This is a genomic window from Pseudarthrobacter sp. DSP2-3-2b1, from assembly GCF_049895945.1.
GTDB lineage: Bacteria > Actinomycetota > Actinomycetes > Actinomycetales > Micrococcaceae > Arthrobacter.
Map to the genome: position 1 here is coordinate 15745 of NZ_JAFCTI010000022.1, position 17175 is coordinate 32919.

Below are 17175 nucleotides of genomic sequence, written 5' to 3' on the forward strand. Positions count from 1 at the left end.
GAGGGTCCCGGATCAGTCCCGGAGCCACCCGCCGCGTTCCTGCAATACCCGTGTCAGCAGATCCGCACGGTCCGTCACGATCCCATCCACGCCGAGGTCCAGCAGCCGGTGCATCTCGGCGGACTCGTTGATTGTCCACACGTGGACCACCAGCCCGAGGGTGTGGGCGCGCCGGACTGAACCCGGGGTCACCACCCGGATGGCACCGTAGCGGACGGGAACCTGAAGCGCCTGGACGTCGCGCAACGGGCCGCGCAGTACGAAGCGCAGCAAGGAAACCGGAAGCAGCGGGCCCAGCAGGACGAACAGCGAGATGGTCATCCGGCCTGCCGACGACGCTACCGGCCGGCTCAGCAGCTTCAGCACCGCCCGGCGTCGGCGGTCCGAAAAGCTGGCCACCAGGACGCGGTCATGGGCGCTGTGCCGTTCAATGCCGGCGGCCAGGCTCTGCACGGAATTCCAGTCCTTGACGTCCAGATTCAGCCGGACGTCAGGGAACTCGGTCAGCAATTCATCGAACAGCGGCACCGGTTCCCGACCGCCGATCCGGGCGGCGGCCACATCGGCAGCGGTCAGTTCGGAGATCTTCCCGCGGCTGTCGGTGACCCGGTCCAGGGTGTCGTCGTGGAACAGCACCAGCACACCGTCCGCTGTGGTGTGGACGTCAGTTTCGAGGTGCCGGTAGCCGAGTTCGACGGCGGCGCGGAACGCTGCCATCGAGTTTTCCAGCCCCTCACGCGAGAAGCCGCGGTGGGCCATGGCGATGGGCCCGGCAGGAGCATCGTCCGGGGAACGCTCGAAGAAGGGCAAGGTCACGTTGTGAGCGTACCCGAGCCGCAAGGCTAGTTCTCCTGCGGCACAATCTCCACGCCGTCGCTGCAATGCAGCAGGGTGCGGCCCCCGCCGCCGTCGAGATCGACCCACACGGCCGTGTGGTCCCAGGTGATGGCGTCCACGAGGCCGCCTGTTTCGAAACCCGGGGTGAGGCGGACGCGCACGCGGTCGCCTTCTTTGAGTGCTTTCCAGTGCTCCGCCGGTTCTGCCGCACGCAGCGGCACCTCGGTGGCGCGTTGGTTCCCGTTCCTTGCCATGACTTCCCCTCAAGCGATGGATGTGCATCCAAGGATCACGCTAGTGGGCAAAGATGAACGGCAGGTGAGCGCGGGCTGTGAATTTTGGGCATCAGGAATCGGCGGCAGGAGCGCTGGCCCCCGAGCCGGATCAGGCCAGCTTTACACCCAGCGCCGCGAGCTTTGCCTCGAGAACCTGGGCCACACCGTCGTCGTCGAAGTGCGGCGCCTGTTGCCCGGCGGCGCGGATGGCTTCCGGGTGGCCGCTGGCCATGGCATAGCCGTGGCCGGCCCAGCGCAGCATCTCGACGTCGTTGGGCATGTCCCCGAACGCCACGACGTCGGCGGCGTCGATCCCCAGGGATCCTGCGTATTCGGCCAGGGTAACGGCCTTGTTGACGCCTGGGAAGGACAGCTCAAGCATGGCCACGCTGGGGGCTGAGTGGGTAGCGAACGCGAGATGCCCGACGGCGGGACGCACCGCTGCGAGGAAGTCATCCGGGGTGCCTTCCCTGACGATGGCCAGGAACTTCACGACGGCGTCGTCCGTGGTCAGCGTCTCGGCCAGTGCGGCGGGGGTAAACTCTTCCAGCAGCTCGCCAGAGCCATTTTCGATGAAGCCCGGCTCCAGGTGGAAGCCGCTGAGCGTTTCGGCTGCGAAGAGTGCGGCAGGGCGGACGCTCTTGATGATCTGCCGGATTTCCATTATCGCCTCAACGCTCAGTGTCCGCGCCGAGACAAGTCTGTCTTCCTCAAGATCCCACACCACGGCGCCGTTGGAACAGATCACGGTGCCGGTGTGGCCGAGCTGCTCCTCGAGCGGGTGGAGCCAGCGGGGCGGGCGGCCGGTGACAAAAACGAGCTCAATGCCGGCTTCGCGGCACGCATGGAAGGCGCGGACGGTGCGGTCGCTGATCTTTCCGTCGTGCCCAAGAATCGTTCCGTCAATGTCACTTGCTACCAGCCGCATGCTGCCAGTCTACGTGGGTTCTTCGCGACGCCCCGCGACGTTTCTTAACGCTGCGCTACGTCATGTTGAGCCTTCGCTACGTCCGGTTAACGTCCGCGTCAGGAACCGTTGTGGCACCGCGGGGCGCTCCGTAATCTCATCACCAGCATCTCCGCCAGCAAAGGAAATCCCATGACAACTCCCCAGGACAAAAGTCCGCAGAACCAACAGGCGTCCACCCGCATCGTGGCCGGCCAGTCCGCCACGCCGAAGCGTCCGCTCGGCCTGAAGATCGGCGTTATCGCCGGGCTCGTTGCCCTGGTGGGCGGCGGCGTTGCGGTGGCTTCTGCCGTCTCCGCCAACAACGCGGGCACCTCCCCCGCCTCAGTCGCGGCGCCGGCGGGCAACCCCGCAGCGGAGCTCAAGCTCGGCTACTTCGGAAACGTGACCCACGCGCCGGCGCTGGTTGGTGTCAGCCAGGGCTACATCGCCGGGGAACTGGGCGAGACCAAGCTCAGCACCCAGGTCTTCAACGCCGGACCTGCAGCGATCGAGGCCCTGAACGCCGGCGCCATCGACGCCACCTACATCGGTCCGAACCCGGCGATCAACTCCTTCGTCAAGAGCGCCGGCGAATCGGTGAACATCATCGCCGGTGCCGCAGCAGGCGGTGCCCAGCTGGTGGTGAAGCCGGAAATCACGTCGGCGGCAGACCTCAAGGGCAAGACCCTCGCAACGCCCCAGCTCGGCGGCACCCAGGACGTGGCACTCCGCGCCTGGCTGTCCACGCAGGGCTATAAGACCAATGTGGACGGCAGCGGCGACGTCGCCATCAACCCCACCGAAAACGCCCAGACGCTGAAACTCTTCCAGGACGGAAAGCTCGACGGCGCGTGGCTGCCTGAGCCGTGGGCCTCCCGCCTGGTGCTGACTGCCGGCGCCAAGGTACTGGTGGATGAAAAGGACCTTTGGGACGGTTCCCTCTCCGGCAAGGCCGGCGAGTTCCCCACCACCATCCTGATCGTGAACCAGAAGTTCGCCGCCGAACACCCGGACACCATCAAGGCGCTGCTCAAGGGCCACGTGAAGTCCGTGGAGTGGCTCAATGGCGCACCGGCCGGCGAAAAAGCCACGGTCATCAACGCAGCCCTGAAGGAAGCAGCGGGCGCGGAGCTGAAGGCCGACGTCATTGACAGGTCCCTGAAAAACATCGTCTTCACGGTGGACCCGCTCGCCGGGACCTACCCCAAGCTGTTGAAGGACGGCGTCGAGGCCGGCACCACAAAGCAGGCCGATATTAACGGAATCTTCGATCTCGCCGCACTCAATGAGGTCACCGGGGACAAGACCTCGGCTGCGGGGCTGGGCAAGGAGTAGCGGCCCGGCGGTGGCCGTATCCACCAACAGTTCCAAAGTAAGGGCTTCCCTCCGGACCGGAGGGAAGCCCTTACTGCTGATAGGCGTAGGCTATGTATCTCTGCGCGGCCAAGCACGCGCGATACATATGGGACCAGATCCGCGAAGGGCATGGCGTGGATACACGAAAGCTGAAATACTTCCTGGCCGTGGTGGACCACGGCGGCTTCAGCCGCGCTGCGGAGCACCTTCTCATCGCGCAGCCTTCCCTTTCGCAGACCATCGCCGGGCTGGAGAAGGAGCTTGGCGTCCCGCTCTTCCACCGGATCGGACGGCGGGCGGTCCTCAGCGAGGCAGGCAAGGAACTCGTCGGCCCTGCACGGCTGGTCATGCGTGACCTCGATGCAGCACAGTCGGCAGTGCAGGCCCTGCAAGGCATCCGCAGCGGCAGACTGGACATCATCACCATGCCCTCACCCGGCATTGAACCGCTGACCTCCATGATTGCGGGGTTCGCCCGGATGCATCCGTCGGTCCGGCTAAACGTGGTGGCTGCCTTCACGCCGGAGGAAGTCATCGAATCCGTGCGCAGCGGCAGCACCGAGATCGGCCTGGCCGGATCCCCCACTCCCATCAGGGTCGCAGGCGTTCAGGTCCTGGAGCTCGAACGGCAGCCCTTAATCCTGATAGTGAATCCCCAGGCCGATACGTTCAACCCCGGAACGGCCATCCAGCGGGAGGACCTGGGCGGCCACCGGCTCATCGCCAGCCAGCGCGGATCCCTGATGCGCTGGCTCGTCGACGACGCACTGGCCCACGGCGTCGACGTCGAAATCGTGGCCGAGGTGGCGCACCGGACCTCCATCCTGCCGCTGGTGCTGGCCGGCGTGGGTCACGCAGTGCTGCCCTCCTCATGGGCGCCCCTGGCGCACAAGTCAGGACTCAGGACCCTGTTGATCGAGCCGGTTTCCTACCTCGATGTGGCCATCCTGAGCCGGAAAGAGGACCTGACGCCTGCGGCCCGGGCCTTCCTGAAGGTCGCAGAACTCCACCAGGTCAGATCCGATCAATAGGCTGAACCTATCTGCAGGATCGGATCTTGGTCTTGGACGCGGGATAGGCATGGACCGTCTACTTGAAGAGGAAGAACGGTGTGACCCGGATAACAGGGTCCACTGCCATCACTCAACGAGGAGGTAGGCACATGAGCGCCACCCAGAAATTCAGCATCGCTTCCATCCCCGCCGACGGCGTGGGCAAGGAAGTTGTCTCCGCCGGCCGCCGCGTCCTGGACGCCCTGGCAGAGAACTCCGGCGGCAAGTTCGCCTTCGACTGGACCGAGTTCCCCTGGGGCTGCGGCTACTACGCAAAGACCGGCCAGATGATGGACCCCAAGGGCCTTGAGACCCTGAAGGACTTCGACGCGATCTACTTCGGCGCGGTCGGCTGGGAAAACGTTCCGGACCACATCAGCCTCTGGGGTCTGCGCCTGAACATCACGCAGAACTTTGACCAGTGGGCCAACATCCGCCCGGTGAAGTTCCTCCCCGGCATCCAGTCACCGCTGCGCAAGGCTGACAACACCGAGCTCGACTGGGTGGTAGTCCGGGAAAACAGCGAAGGCGAGTACGCCGGCCTGGGCGGCCGCAACCTGAGCGGCCGTGGACCCGGCAACGAGGTGGCCCTGCAGACCGCCCTGTTCACCGAGAAGGGCTGCGAGCGCATCATGCGGTTCGCCTTCGACCTGGCCCGGACCCGTACGGTCAAGAAGGTCTCTTCCGTGACCAAGTCCAACGCCCAGCAGTACGGCATGGTTCTGTGGGACGAAGTCTTCAACCGCGTGGCACTGGACTACCCTGACGTGCAGACTGAAAGTGTCCTGGTGGACGCGATGAGCGCGAAGTTCATCCTCAAGCCTGAAGAACTGTCCGTCGTGGTGGCTTCCAACCTGAACGCCGATATCCTCTCCGACCTCGGTTCCGCGCTTGCCGGCAGCCTCGGCCTCGCCGCCAGCGCCAATCTGAACCCCGAGCGCCGCTTCCCGTCCATGTTTGAACCGGTCCATGGCTCCGCCCCGGACATTGCCGGCAAGGGAATCAGCAACCCGATCGGCGCTATCGCCAGCGCCGCCCTCATGCTGGACCACTTCGGGCTGCATGAGGAAGCCCGTCTGGTGGAGGCCGCCATCGAGCAGACCACCGCCGCCGGATACCTGACCCGCGACGTCGGCGGCGAAGCCAACACCGATGACGTCACCGAAGCCATCATCAAGGCCCTCACCCACACCCTGGCCGCCGTCTAGCACCTTAGTCAACGTCCGACGGCGGGCGGCGTCTACCGCCGCCGTCGGACCTTCCCCCGTGCCATCAGGCACCCTCCAGTCACGTTCCACAACGAGGTAGGAATCATGGACCATATCACCACCGCCGGCGCGGCAACGCGGGCACCTAAAACACCCTTGTACCGTCAACTGTATTTCTGGGTACTGACCGCCATCGTCGTCGGCATCCTGGTCGGCTGGCTCGCGCCAAGTGTCGGCATCGCCATGGAACCCATCGGGACCACGTTCGTGGATGCGATGAAGATGTTGATCGGCCCGATCGTCTTCCTGACCATCGTTGGCGGCATCGCCAGCGTTGCGGACCTGAAGAAGGTGGGAATGACCGGCCTGAAGGCCCTGACCTACTTCCAGGTAGGCACCATCCTGGCAATGATTTTCGGCCTCGTCGCCATCAACGTCTTCCGCTTGGGTGATGGCGTCAACGCCGACGCCGGCAGCATCGAAACCTCCGAGTCCGCCGCGAAGCTGATCGACGCCGGGGCGAACCAGGAGTGGTGGCAGTTCCTGACCAAAGTCATCCCGGAAAGCATGGTCGCCCCCTTCGCTGAAGGCAACATCCTCCAGATCATTTTCATCGCCGTCATCTTCGGCATCGCACTGAACGCCATGGGCAAGGTGGGCGCGCCCGTTCTGGACGGCGTGCAGCGCCTTACCGGGGTGATGTTCAAGATCCTGGGCTTCATCATGAAGGCCGCTCCCATCGGCGCTTTCGGCGCCATGGCATACGCCGTGGGCAAGTTCGGCGTCTCCTCCCTGACCAGCATGGGCGGACTGATCGCCCTCTTCTACATCACCTCCATCCTCTTCGTGGTGATCGTGCTCGGCTCCATCATGGCCTTCCTGAAGCTGAACATCTTCAAGATGATCCGCCACCTCAAAGAGGAATACATGCTCATCCTGGGCACCTCCACCGCCGAACCGGCCCTGCCGGGCCTGATGCGCAAGCTCGAGCACGCCGGCGTCAAGAAGGAGACTGTGGGACTGGTTGTCCCCACGGGTTACAGCTTCAACCTTGACGGCGCGGCCATCTACCTTTCACTGGCCGCCCTTTACATCGCCCAGGCCACCAATACAGACCTGACCCTCGGCGAGCAGCTTGGCCTCCTGGCAGTGATGCTCCTGACTTCCAAGGGCGCTGCGGGTGTTGCAGGCGGCGGTTTTATCGCCCTGACCGCTACGCTCACCACCATCGGCACCATCCCCGCCGCCGGCATCATGCTCATCTTTGGCATCGACAAATTCATGTCCGAATGCCGGGCGCTGGTGAACTTCACCGGCAACGCCGTTGCCACGCTCTTCATCGCCTGGTGGGACCGCACCCTGGACGCCGACCGTGCCCGCCGGGTCTTCAACGGTGAAACAGTCGAACCGATGCCAGCGGAGGACCCCCTCCACCTCGACGAGGTGGCGGATATCGATGGCGATCTGACCGGATACGGGCACCACGCCCCGAAGGAAATCAGCGCCACGCACGCGGAACCTGCCCCGTACGTAGGCCCTGCTTCCGACGTCGGTCCCGCCACGCCTGCCGGCCGCCGCCCCGCCTACTCGGAGACCAACTGAGATGTCCACCGCGGCCGTCCTGAAAACCGTGCGGACCCTCATCGCACCCGATAAGTTCAAAGGCAGCCTCACCGCCGGCGAAGTAGCGGATGCCCTGGCCGCTGGGCTGCGGTCCGCGTCCGGAACGGGGACGGTGCACTGCGAACTCCTGCCGCTGGCGGACGGAGGGGACGGCAGCGTGGACGCCGCCGTCGCCTCCGGCTTCGCCCGGCGCACCTATACGGTGGCCGGACCGACCGGGCAGCCCGTTCAGGCGAGCATCGCGTTCGACGGCGTCACCGCCGTCGTCGAGGTGGCCAACACCTGCGGGCTCGGGCTGCTGCCGGACGGCAGGCTGGAGGCGCTTGACGCCTCAAGCCGCGGCTTCGGCGAGGCGATCCTGTTCGCGCTCAGCCTCAACCCGGCCAGGATCGTCCTGGCGCTGGGTGGCAGCGCCAGCACCGACGGAGGCATGGGGATGCTGACCGCACTGGGCTACAGCTTCCGCGATGCCGAGGGCCGCCAGCTCCATGGCAACGGCCGGGCCCTGGCCCGGATCCATACCGTCCACCGGAGTACGCTGCCCGAACTGAGCGACACGGAGTTCGTCATCGCCAGCGACGTCCACAACCCGCTGCTCGGAGCCCAGGGAGCGGCCACGGTCTTCGGACCGCAGAAGGGTGCCGGACCCGGGGACATCGCGGCACTCGAGGCGGGCCTGGCCCATCTGGTCGCCAAGATGGATGAGGCCGGTTTTACGGCTTCCGGTTCACTGGCGGAACATGCAGGTGCCGGCAGTGCCGGCGGAATTGGCTACGCCTGCCTGCTGCTGGGTGCCACGCAGGTCTCCGGCGCCGATTATTTCCTGGACCTGCTGGACTTCAACACCCGCAAGGACAACTGCGACATCGTGATTACCGGCGAAGGCAGCATCGACGAACAGACCCTGGCCGGGAAGCTGCCCGCCGCCGTCGCCCGCCGTTCCGGCACGCTGCCAATCATCGCCGTCGCCGGCCGTTCCCTCCTCGCCAAGGAGCGGTGGTCCGAAATGTCCCTCACCCGCGTGTACACCCTGGCCGATTACACCGACCAGGACTCCTCCAAGGATTCCGAACTCTCCCGCGCCCTGCTCCGCCGGATCGGCCGGGATATCGGAGCAAGCCTCCTGTAAGCCGGTCGCCGCTGCACCCACTACCGGCCGATGCCGGTGACAGCGACCATCACCGGGACAATACCGATGATCAGCAGGGCCCCGAGGATGTCGAAGACCAGCCCCGTGCGGATCATCCTGGTGATCGGAACGGCCCCGGAACCGTAGACAATCGCATTCTGCGGGGTGGACACGGGAAGCATGAAGCCGAAGGACGCCGCGAAGGTCGCCGCCAGCGCAGGCACAAACGGATCAATCCCCAGCGCCTGGCACAACGGGATCACGATGGGCACCACGACGGCGGCGGAGGCGGTGTTGCTGGTGGTCTCGGAGATGAGGATGGCCAGAGCCGCTGAGAACGCCGTGATCGCAACGATGTTGGTGATATCCAGGTTCTGAGACGCGGCGGCCCCAATGGTCCCGGCCAGCCCCGTGCTTTCAAGGAGCGATCCGAAGATGATGCCGGTGCCGAAGAGCAGGATGGTTCCCCAGTCGATTTTCGCCGCATCAGACCACGTGAGCGTTGCCTGCCGCTCCTTCCAGTTCGTGGGCAGGATAAACAGCAGTGATGCCCCGAGCACAGCCACAATGCCCTCGTCCAGCCGGTCGTCCAGGAAGAGGTAGGCAGCGGAGTCAGTACCGGAGACCAGGCTGACCGCGGCCGGCAGCAGCCAGAGGCTGACCGTGACGCCGAAGGCAATCAGGGTGTTTACTTCGGCCCTGGAGATTTTGCCGTGGGCCGCCTTCTGCTCGCGGATATATTCCTCAACCCCCTCGATCCGCCGGACTTCGGGCTTGTTGAGCAGGAACATGATCACCGCCAGGACCACGAACATTGCCAGGCAGAGCGGAGCGGCGGTTGCCGTCCACTGGGCAAAGGAAATGCGTACCCCGGTGGCCTCTTCGATGAGGCCGCGGCCGATGAGGTTGGGCGGAGACCCCACCGGCGTCAACAGCCCACCGACACTGGCGCCGTACGCCAGCATCAACATCAGCGCCGTACCTACCCTCAGGCGTAGCGGGTCAAAGTCAGCCCGGACGATACCCCGGTCCTGCATCAGCTGGGCTATGACGGCGAGGATTCCGAGGGCAGTGGGCATCAGCATGGCCACAGTGGCGGTGTTAGACACAAAGGCAGACAGGAGGCACGTGATGACTCCAAAGGCGATGATGACCCGGTAGGTGGATCCGGCAACCCCGGGGACGGAGAGCACGGCGAAGGCCAGCCGTCGCGCGAGGCCATGTTTGAGCATCGCCGCGGCGAGAATGAACGCACCGATGAACGTGAAGATCGTCGTCGACCCGAACGGGGCGAGAACCTGACTGGCCGGCGCCACACCGAGGATAACCACGGCGGCCACACCCAGGAGGCCGCCCACAGGGATGGGAACCGGCTCACAGATCCACAGGATGATCACACCCAGCAGGACCGCGGCCAGAAGTTGCTGATTCCGGTCCATAGGCACGGGCAGCAGTGCGAACGTCAATCCAACGGCGGGGGCGAGAAAGAAACCTATTGTCTGCCGGGCCCGCTCGAACCTCTCTTCCCGGGGAGAGAGCGTCTGCTCGCTCAGGCTCCGAAAGGTCTTCCCTCCCAGCAGGGCCGACCGGACGTCAGTCCGTCCGGGCGGCCGCGTCAGGTCTGGGGGCAGTTCCCTGGGCATAGTTGTCCTTCCTCAGTGCTTCCACTTCGGATTATCCCCGGGCGGGTGCCTGCCGGCACCGCCGCAACCGCCAGCTTCCCCGGGTCCCGCCAAATGACCCGTCTGGGAGAGACAATGACGGTATGAGCACAGAAGAACCCCTGCCGCCGGCTGCTGTACCACAGGCCCCTGATACCAGGCCAACTGATACCAAACCCACGGTCCCGCAGGCAGAACCTGCGCGTTCCCCGGCGAGCGCGCCCGCACCTAACCGCGTTACGCGTGCTGCGGTCATCTGGAGTGCCGTGGCTGTCAGCCTGGTCGTGCTGGTGCTGCTGATCATCTTCTTCATCCAGAACCAGGACATGGTTGCCGTGAAGTTCCTCGGCTTTGAGGGCCGGCTCGCCCAAGGCGTGGCCTTCTTCATCGCAGCCGTCGGCGGCGGCATCCTTGTAGCGATCGCCGGTGGCGCCCGCATCCTGCAGCTGCGGCACAGTGAAAAACGGCGCCGCAAGCTCACCGGCGCGTAGCCTCTGGGCTACTCCCCCGCCTCCACGTATTCCTCCGGCACAGCGTTCAGTTCCGCACGCGTCGGCGGGTTGGCGCCCGGCCGCGAGACGGTGATGGCGGCCGCCCGGGAAGCGTGGGCCAGGAGTTCGGCCAGGCCCTCGGCCGGGAGGTCCCGCAGTTCTTCCCGGTTCTGGGCGCCAGCCAGGCCACGGTCCACGATCCCGGAGAGCAGAGCGGCCATGAACGAATCGCCCGCGCCCACGGTGTCAGCCACCTCCACCTGGGGTGCCGGATACTCGGCCTCACCAGCTGCCGTGACACCCCAGGGGCCTGCCGCGCCACGCGTGACAACCACCATTGCAGGGCCTTCCGAACCGCCCAGTGCCAGCCAGCGGCGGGCAGAGTCCAGCACATCCGCACGCGGGTAGAGCCACGCCAGGTCCTCGTCCGAGGCCTTCACCACGTCTGACAAGGTGACGAACTTTTCGGCCTGCCGCCGCGCGTAATCCACATCGGTGATGATGCTGGGGCGGCAGTTCGGGTCGAAACTGATGGTGGCTGCAGGGTGGGCGTGCTCGACGGCGGCCAGCACGTCTGCGGCGCCCGGCGCCAGCATCGTGGCGATTGAACCCGTGTGCAGCAGGGTGGTTCCCTGCAGCATAAAGGCGAGGCGGTCCGCCAAGCCGGGAAGCTCCCAGGTGAGGTCGAACGTGTAGGTGGCGGCGCCGTCGTCGTCAATCAGGGCGGTGGCCACGCTGGTGGGCAGCTCATCGGGGCCAAGCGGCAGCATGACTGAACTGGAGCGGAGGTGCGCCGCCACCGAATCCCCGTAGGCGTCGCGGCCATAGCGGCCGATGAACTGCACGGGATGGTCGAGCCGGGCAAGGCCCACCGCGACGTTGAGCGGACTGCCGCCCACGTGGGCCTCGATTCCGGAGGCGCGCTGGACAACGTCAACAAGGCCTTCGCCGATAACAGTGAGCATGGTCATACTCTGCCAGAGAAGCCGCCGCCGGACACATGCATTGCGCTCGTCACCTAGCATGAAAGACATGCACCGCGTCGAGCCTGGGAATTACCTGTTTGCAGGCACGGTCCTGTCGGACGGCTCGGCCACCGAAAATGCGGTGGTGGCGGTCTCTGGTCAGCGCATTACGTATGTTGGTCCGCGCGCGGGATTGGCTGCCTCGACGCCCGATTTCGAGGAGTTCGAACTGCCGCCAGGCAGCATGATCCTGCCCGGCCTGGTGGATCTGCACTGCCATGGCGCGGCGGGCGGCGATTTCCCCACCGGAAACGCCGATTCCGCCCGGACCACCGTGGATTTCCTGCACCGCAGCGGCACCACCACCCTCCTGGCCAGCCTGGTGACGGCGTCCCGCGAGGATCTGCTCCGGGCCATCGGCGCCCTCACCCCGCTCGCCGACGAGGGGCTTATTGCGGGCATCCACTCAGAGGGACCGTTCCTCTCCCACGCCCGCTGCGGCGCACAGAACCCCCGGTTCCTGCGCGATCCTGATGTGTTTTTGCTGCGCGAGCTGATCCACGCCGCCGGCGGCCACCTGAAGACCATGACCTACGCACCCGAACTTCCCGGGGCTGGCGAGGTGGTGCGGATGCTCGCCGAGCATGGCGTGACGCCTTCGCTGGGCCACACCGACGCGGACGCACGGACGACGGCGGACTCGCTCACCGAGGCGGCGCGGCTGCTGAATTGCTCCGGCCAGCCGGGGGTTTCGCGTCCCACCGTCACGCACCTTTTCAACGGCATGCCGCCGCTGCATCACCGCAGTCCCGGCCCAGTGGCCGCCTGCCTGCGGCTGGCACGCGGGGGGACAGCCGCCGTCGAGCTCATTGCCGACGGCGTGCACCTGGATCACGATACTGTCCGGATGGTCTTCGACCTGGTGGGCGCCGAAAACGTCGCCCTGGTGACCGATTCGATGGCGGCTACCGGGCTGCCCGACGGCGACTACGAACTGGGCCCGTCGGCCGTCACCGTCCGTGGCGGCGAGGCACGGCTGCGGAGCAACGGGTCGCTCGCGGGCGGGACGGCCACGCTGCTGGAAGTCGTGCGGCGGAGCGTCGGCGCCTGCGTGGAGCCGGCCGCCGCCGTCCAGTCCGCCACGGCGGTTCCGGCCCGGATCCTCGGTCTCCACGACGAGCTGGGGAGCCTCCGCGCCGGGCTGCGTGCCGACGTCGTGGTGGTGGACGCGGACTTCGAGCGCACCCTGGTGATGCGGGCGGGGCGGGTGCTGGCCGGCTAGGTACATGGCCGATCAGGGTGATGTCGCCACCGATTTCGCGTGCGAGGTCCTCCCATGACGAGCGCATGGTAAGCGTCAAGCAGCAGCGTTACCTCACTGCCGGCCAGCAGTTCGGCAGCACGCGTCCCACCTGATGTCGAAGTCAGCGCTCTCGCTTGGCCTCAGCTTATACAGCGGGGACAGAACCTCCAGCTCCACGAGCCAGGCGTCGGGATGGAACCCATCCAACTGGCCCAGGGGTTTCGGAAGCGGAGACTGGGTCCACAGCTCAACGCGGGACCCTTGGTCGGGGTAGCGTGCGGCTTCGTCCACCTCAACGGTCAATTGCAGCCTTTCGCCGCCGCCGCCCCACCAGGCCACACGGCCTGTTGCGTTCGGGAAGCCAAACTTCGCCACACCGGGAGCGACCTGCAACCGTGCCACACCGTCCCCAACCGATACCTCCACCGAGCCGGAGTACCGTCCGAGGTCGATGGGGGCAGCGTCCGTACAGACTGACACGTTCACTACTCCCCCGGCCGACGTGTCTGTCTGTACAACCTCCCAGAGTGACCACTCAACGTCCCGGGTGGAGACATTTAGGAAGCGGATGCTTTCGTGAAAGCTGGTTGAGCCTGCATCGAACTTGAATTCGCGCGTGATGCACAGCCCGGTGCGGGGGTCGTGCGGGCTGACCATCGTCACAGTCAACTCCTCAGGGAGCTGCGTCGTGGTGAGTGACCATCGCCCCGAGTCGAGTATGGCGTCCGGCGGTCCGGGCCACTGGTGGTTCCCGTCCCAGCCCTGCGGGGCCGGCCACGTCTTCGATCCCCCAACGTTTGTCCAGGACGGAAACGTTCCGTCCACTACCGGCCAGGCTCCCCGGGGCACGAGGGCTTTGAAGGAAGCGTCGAAGATGCGCGGATTAACCCAAAGCAGCTCCCGCCCTTCGATCCGCAGTGACAGCAGCCGGCCCCCGACCGAAGGCAGGAAGACTGCCCGCAAAGGGCCGGTGTCCACCTCAAGGAGCACCAGATCGGGGTCGCCGCTGTCCAGATGCGTCGAGGTCACCGTTCCCGGTGCTGTTGGCTCCTTCAATTCCAGCGGCTCAGTCGAACTCTTCGGGTGACCAGGCATCGCGCCAGTCGATACGGGGCACGTCGCCGTCGAAACTGATGGGGAGCCAGACGTACTCGGCAACGCGGAGGTCGGACTGATGCTGGACCGACTCATCTGCCTTCTCCGTGTTCGCCTCCTCGCCGCTGAACAGCCGCCGGTACCGTTCCGTTTGGTTGGACTCTTCCGGCGAGAGGTCAGGCAGCCAACGGTCAGCCAGTGCGATGTAGAGGTCACGCTTAAGAGGGTGACGGAAGACGGAACTGATCTGGGTCCGGTAAGAAGTCTTGCTGGTGTCGCCTGGATGCGGGTCGCCCAGAACGGTCCACGGGCCATGGTAGGTATCAGCCACCGCCACCTCTGATGCGTTGGGGAAGTATCCCGACGTCCCCGACGTGATCAGGTAGTGCTTGGAACCCCTGCGGAAGTAGGCAGGGGCCTCCCGCACGTCCGGCGGCCCCGGCTGGGGAAAGTGGGTTGAGTAGTAGCCGGTCACGTCGGTGAAGTCGGGCGTGAGATCAGCGCAGATCATCTCGCTGTGTACCCGCTCGAAGTAGTAGTAAGCCTTCCCATCCGTCGGGTCGACGACGAGATCGAAGTCGCCCGCATTCATTCCCAGCGGCTTGAGGCCGGTGGCGACGATTTCATAGGGGCCGAGGAGGTGATCCGCGGTCAGGACCGTGGTTCGCTGGTTCAAGCCCTCGCCCATGATCTTGACCCAGCACACGTACTTGCCCGTCTCGGGGTGCTTGATGATGTGGGGGCGGTCAAGCAGTTTTGTGGGATGCAGCGGGGAGTCAATGTCGTCGGGCGTCGGCGGGATGATCAGGCCGCGGTCCTCCCAATTGATGAGGTCGGTCGAGGAGTAGCAGCGGATCCCCCAGTGCCAGATGCCGGACCCGGGTGCTGTCCGTTCCTTGTTTTCGCCGTACCAATAGAAGATTCCATCCTCGGAGAAGATGTAACCTGAGTGCGCTTGGATCCGGTTGCCATTGGAGTCGAGCCATGGCTGCCCGGGAAAAATCTTGGACATATTAGGTCTTTCAGTGTGTGGGTTGGAGTGCGGAACCGGGACGGGTTTTCAGCAGGTCAGGTGGTGATGGGGCCGGAAATTTCGACGAAATCTGCATCGAACGGCGCTAGCGTGAACCCGTTCGGATAGTCGCGGCCGTGCAGAATGCTTCGAGCCGGCCCGCACGGGGTGATCGGCTTATCGGCCCCATCGAGATTGACGTAAAGAATGTGCGTTTCGTCAATCTGTCTGGCAAGGACGCCGGAAGGGACGCTGACCGCCGGGCGGATGTGGCTGCGTTTGATCTCTGGGTCCAGGACGGCGTCGAACAAGGCTCGTCGAGCAGGAAGGGCAAGGTAGATGGCACGCCCCTTCCCGAACTCATTGACTGTCACTGCTGGGTACTCACGATCCAGGCCAGCAATGGACGCCGTGGCGGTGGCCCCACGCAGATGGACCTCGTCGAAGCGCGGCGTTTCGGTCCGGATGAGTGCTTCACCCAAGCTGATGTCCAGGGAGTTGCCTGCCATCCGCCCGGAGGTCAGCTCGTTGAGCAGCGCCGTTTCCTGGTACCCGCCGAGCCGTATCCCGAAGACATCAGCGAGGAGGCCCGGCCGAGCGGTGCCGAAGACCTGGCCGTTAGCGTCCACAACGGCGGAGTAGGACGTCATGATGGCGGTTCCGCCGTCCGCGACGAAACGGCGGATGTTGGCCGCCGAAGCCTCGTCTATCAGGGCAGCGCCTGGAATGACGAGGATCTTGTAGTCCAGTTCGCTGCGGCTCAAATCCACTACCCGTTGGTCAAGGTTGCGTTCGAGGACAGCGTTGAAACACGTCTGGAGCTGTTGGTCGTGCTTTTCTGGGAAGGAGGCACTGGCGAGCTGGCTGTCGAAGGAATATGCCAGTGCGATCTGGGCTTGCGGCCGGTAGGGAAACCCGAACTCTCCGATCGTGGCAAATTCTTCTGCGATCTGCCGGTACTCCTCGTACTTTCGGTTGGGCTCGCCGTCCCAATCCACCATGCCCTGCAGGTACTGTTCCTCACCGCCATGCATCGACTGCCAGGTCCACCCGCAGACCATCTGGTTTCCCAAGAGCAGCGAGGCGTAGGCGCTCTTCCGGACGGATCCTGGCACCGCTGTCATGGTGGTGAACTCCGTGCACCAGAACGGGGTTTCATTCTCAAACTGGATTCGGGCAAGCCCGAGAAGGGCTTCGTAAATCCCCTCGTTGTTCACGAGGGAATAGCCAGGATAAAAACCCATCCCGCCCCGGCTCATCCTGCCGGTGTAGGCGATCTCCGCGTAATCGAAGTACCGTCCGTCCTCTTTGTAGTACCAGGCATTGGTGGTGAGGAGCGCGCCGGGCGCATTCTGTTCGGCACGCCCCATAACCGAAAGCATGCACTCGTTGATTTCGTCGGAGACGAAGCGGCGGAAATCGAGCACCCGCTCCGGGGCACCCTCAATGGACCCCGACCGCGGCAGCCCGATCTCCTCGAAGTCGCCAATGCGGCGCGACCACCGCTGGCCTGCCCAGGAACGGTTGAGTTCCTCGGCATTCCCATACTTTTTCCGGAGCCAGCCGATGAAGCGGGACCGGACCGACTCACTGTAGGAATACGGGCCGTCCCCTGGCTCGTTGTCGATGCCGAAGGCCAGAAGGGCCGGGTGATCGGCGTAGCGGAGTGTCAGTTTGTCGGTGAATCGCAGCGCGTGTTCCCGGTAGGCCGGGTCTCCGACGTCGACCATGTAGCGGGTGTTGGCGTGCAGCCGGTTGCCGCTTGAGTCGGTGATGTCGATGCTGGGGTGTTTCCGATGCAGCCACAGCGGCGCCGGTCGTATCGCGATATCAAGAATCACTCCGATCCCGGCGCCGTGCATCAGATCCATCACGCGGTCAAACCATTCGAAGTGGAACCGGCCATCCTCGGGTTCGTAGCTGTCCCAGGCGAGGTGCCCGAGCCTGACCACGGTGAGGCCCGCCGCCGACATCAGGCTGATGTCATGTTCCCACTGCTCCGGGTCTGAGTCGTGCGGATGATAGTTGGCTCCGACGTAGAGATCCGGGAACGCACCCTTGCGCTGGTGGTGATGTTCGCTCATTGGAGAAGAATTCCCGGGGTAGTTGAAACTGTCCACAACCGGCAGTGCGGCATGCGCACCGTTAGCCCTTGAGGCCTTGGGTGGAGACGCCTTCGACGATGTAGCGCTGGAAGACGAGGAAGAAGATCAGCACCG

15 protein-coding genes are annotated in these 17175 nt (G+C 65.0%); 7 read left to right on the forward strand and 8 right to left on the reverse strand.

Annotation, left to right across the window (positions count from 1 at the left end; all coding sequences use genetic code 11):
• Positions 1-12 precede the first annotated feature (12 nt).
• The 3 genes from ACP7AX_RS18680 to ACP7AX_RS18690 all read right to left on the reverse strand — a co-directional run bounded on the left by ACP7AX_RS18680 (position 13) and on the right by ACP7AX_RS18690 (position 2040).
• Complete coding sequence (locus ACP7AX_RS18680; RefSeq protein ID WP_426228634.1) at positions 13-816, reverse strand: glycerophosphodiester phosphodiesterase; 804 nt, start codon at positions 814-816, stop codon at positions 13-15.
• Positions 817-842: 26 nt separating this feature from the next.
• Positions 843-1091, reverse strand: coding sequence for a hypothetical protein (locus ACP7AX_RS18685; protein WP_426228636.1), 249 nt, complete (start codon positions 1089-1091; stop codon positions 843-845).
• A gap of 130 nt (positions 1092-1221) precedes the next feature.
• Complete coding sequence (locus ACP7AX_RS18690) at positions 1222-2040, reverse strand: Cof-type HAD-IIB family hydrolase (protein ID WP_131684295.1); 819 nt, start codon at positions 2038-2040, stop codon at positions 1222-1224.
• A gap of 171 nt (positions 2041-2211) precedes the next feature.
• On the opposite strand from ACP7AX_RS18690, the gene ACP7AX_RS18695 reads away from it, so the two are divergent.
• The 5 genes from ACP7AX_RS18695 to ACP7AX_RS18715 all read left to right on the forward strand — a co-directional run bounded on the left by ACP7AX_RS18695 (position 2212) and on the right by ACP7AX_RS18715 (position 8429).
• A complete protein-coding gene (locus tag ACP7AX_RS18695; protein ID WP_131684294.1) occupies positions 2212-3396 on the forward strand; it encodes an ABC transporter substrate-binding protein in 1185 nt (394 codons plus the stop codon).
• A gap of 155 nt (positions 3397-3551) precedes the next feature.
• Positions 3552-4448, forward strand: a complete 897-nt coding sequence (locus tag ACP7AX_RS18700) for a LysR substrate-binding domain-containing protein (RefSeq protein WP_131684293.1) — start codon at positions 3552-3554, stop codon at positions 4446-4448.
• A gap of 131 nt (positions 4449-4579) precedes the next feature.
• Entirely contained in the window at positions 4580-5677 is a 1098-nt protein-coding gene (locus ACP7AX_RS18705) for a tartrate dehydrogenase (protein WP_131684292.1), read from the forward strand.
• Positions 5678-5782: 105 nt separating this feature from the next.
• Positions 5783-7279 carry a C4-dicarboxylate transporter DctA gene (dctA, locus tag ACP7AX_RS18710; protein WP_426228639.1) on the forward strand — a complete coding sequence of 499 codons (1497 nt, stop codon included), beginning with the start codon at positions 5783-5785 and terminating at the stop codon, positions 7277-7279.
• Position 7280: 1 nt separating this feature from the next.
• Positions 7281-8429: a glycerate kinase gene (locus ACP7AX_RS18715; protein WP_426228641.1), complete on the forward strand. Its 1149-nt coding sequence runs from the start codon at positions 7281-7283 to the stop codon at positions 8427-8429.
• A gap of 20 nt (positions 8430-8449) precedes the next feature.
• Here the strand turns inward: ACP7AX_RS18715 and ACP7AX_RS18720 are convergent, their stop codons facing one another.
• Positions 8450-10072 carry an SLC13 family permease gene (locus ACP7AX_RS18720; RefSeq protein ID WP_426228643.1) on the reverse strand — a complete coding sequence of 541 codons (1623 nt, stop codon included), beginning with the start codon at positions 10070-10072 and terminating at the stop codon, positions 8450-8452.
• A gap of 122 nt (positions 10073-10194) precedes the next feature.
• On the opposite strand from ACP7AX_RS18720, the gene ACP7AX_RS18725 reads away from it, so the two are divergent.
• The gene (locus tag ACP7AX_RS18725; protein ID WP_131684289.1) at positions 10195-10581 is read left to right on the forward strand and encodes a DUF1049 domain-containing protein; all 387 of its coding nucleotides are present in this window, start codon (positions 10195-10197) and stop codon (positions 10579-10581) included.
• An 8-nt stretch (positions 10582-10589) separates the two neighbouring features.
• On the opposite strand, the gene ACP7AX_RS18730 is transcribed toward ACP7AX_RS18725, so the two are convergent.
• On the reverse strand, positions 10590-11546 hold the full coding sequence (locus ACP7AX_RS18730; RefSeq protein ID WP_131684288.1) for a PfkB family carbohydrate kinase: 957 nt from the start codon (positions 11544-11546) through the stop codon (positions 10590-10592).
• 67 nt (positions 11547-11613) lie between these two features.
• On the opposite strand from ACP7AX_RS18730, the gene nagA reads away from it, so the two are divergent.
• Positions 11614-12828 (forward strand): N-acetylglucosamine-6-phosphate deacetylase, encoded by a 1215-nt coding sequence (gene nagA, locus ACP7AX_RS18735; protein ID WP_426228646.1) that lies wholly within the window; start codon positions 11614-11616, stop codon positions 12826-12828.
• 93 nt (positions 12829-12921) lie between these two features.
• On the opposite strand, the gene ACP7AX_RS18740 is transcribed toward nagA, so the two are convergent.
• Genes ACP7AX_RS18740 through ACP7AX_RS18750 form a run of 3 tightly spaced genes read right to left on the reverse strand, consistent with a single transcriptional unit; the run spans position 12922 to position 17040 of the window.
• Positions 12922-13905 carry a hypothetical protein gene (locus tag ACP7AX_RS18740; protein WP_426228648.1) on the reverse strand — a complete coding sequence of 328 codons (984 nt, stop codon included), beginning with the start codon at positions 13903-13905 and terminating at the stop codon, positions 12922-12924.
• Between the two features lie 10 nt (positions 13906-13915).
• Positions 13916-14956 carry a family 43 glycosylhydrolase gene (locus ACP7AX_RS18745; protein ID WP_426228650.1) on the reverse strand — a complete coding sequence of 347 codons (1041 nt, stop codon included), beginning with the start codon at positions 14954-14956 and terminating at the stop codon, positions 13916-13918.
• 56 nt (positions 14957-15012) lie between these two features.
• Complete coding sequence (locus tag ACP7AX_RS18750) at positions 15013-17040, reverse strand: beta-galactosidase (RefSeq protein WP_426228652.1); 2028 nt, start codon at positions 17038-17040, stop codon at positions 15013-15015.
• Positions 17041-17175: the final 135 nt, after the last annotated feature.

Bases quoted from the DNA above. Each gene is read 5' to 3' on its own strand.
- ACP7AX_RS18685 (WP_426228636.1), bottom strand. From the start codon at position 1,091: ATGGCAAGGAACGGGAACCAACGCGCCACCGAGGTGCCGCTGCGTGCG.
- ACP7AX_RS18690 (WP_131684295.1), bottom strand. From the start codon at position 2,040: ATGCGGCTGGTAGCAAGTGACATTGACGGAACGATTCTTGGGCACGAC.
- ACP7AX_RS18695 (WP_131684294.1), top strand. From the start codon at position 2,212: ATGACAACTCCCCAGGACAAAAGTCCGCAGAACCAACAGGCGTCCACC.
- ACP7AX_RS18705 (WP_131684292.1), top strand. From the start codon at position 4,580: ATGAGCGCCACCCAGAAATTCAGCATCGCTTCCATCCCCGCCGACGGC.
- dctA (WP_426228639.1), top strand. From the start codon at position 5,783: ATGGACCATATCACCACCGCCGGCGCGGCAACGCGGGCACCTAAAACA.
- ACP7AX_RS18715 (WP_426228641.1), top strand. From the start codon at position 7,281: ATGTCCACCGCGGCCGTCCTGAAAACCGTGCGGACCCTCATCGCACCC.
- ACP7AX_RS18720 (WP_426228643.1), bottom strand. From the start codon at position 10,072: ATGCCCAGGGAACTGCCCCCAGACCTGACGCGGCCGCCCGGACGGACT.
- ACP7AX_RS18725 (WP_131684289.1), top strand. From the start codon at position 10,195: ATGAGCACAGAAGAACCCCTGCCGCCGGCTGCTGTACCACAGGCCCCT.
- ACP7AX_RS18730 (WP_131684288.1), bottom strand. From the start codon at position 11,546: ATGCTCACTGTTATCGGCGAAGGCCTTGTTGACGTTGTCCAGCGCGCC.
- nagA (WP_426228646.1), top strand. From the start codon at position 11,614: ATGCACCGCGTCGAGCCTGGGAATTACCTGTTTGCAGGCACGGTCCTG.
- ACP7AX_RS18745 (WP_426228650.1), bottom strand. From the start codon at position 14,956: ATGTCCAAGATTTTTCCCGGGCAGCCATGGCTCGACTCCAATGGCAAC.
- ACP7AX_RS18750 (WP_426228652.1), bottom strand. From the start codon at position 17,040: ATGAGCGAACATCACCACCAGCGCAAGGGTGCGTTCCCGGATCTCTAC.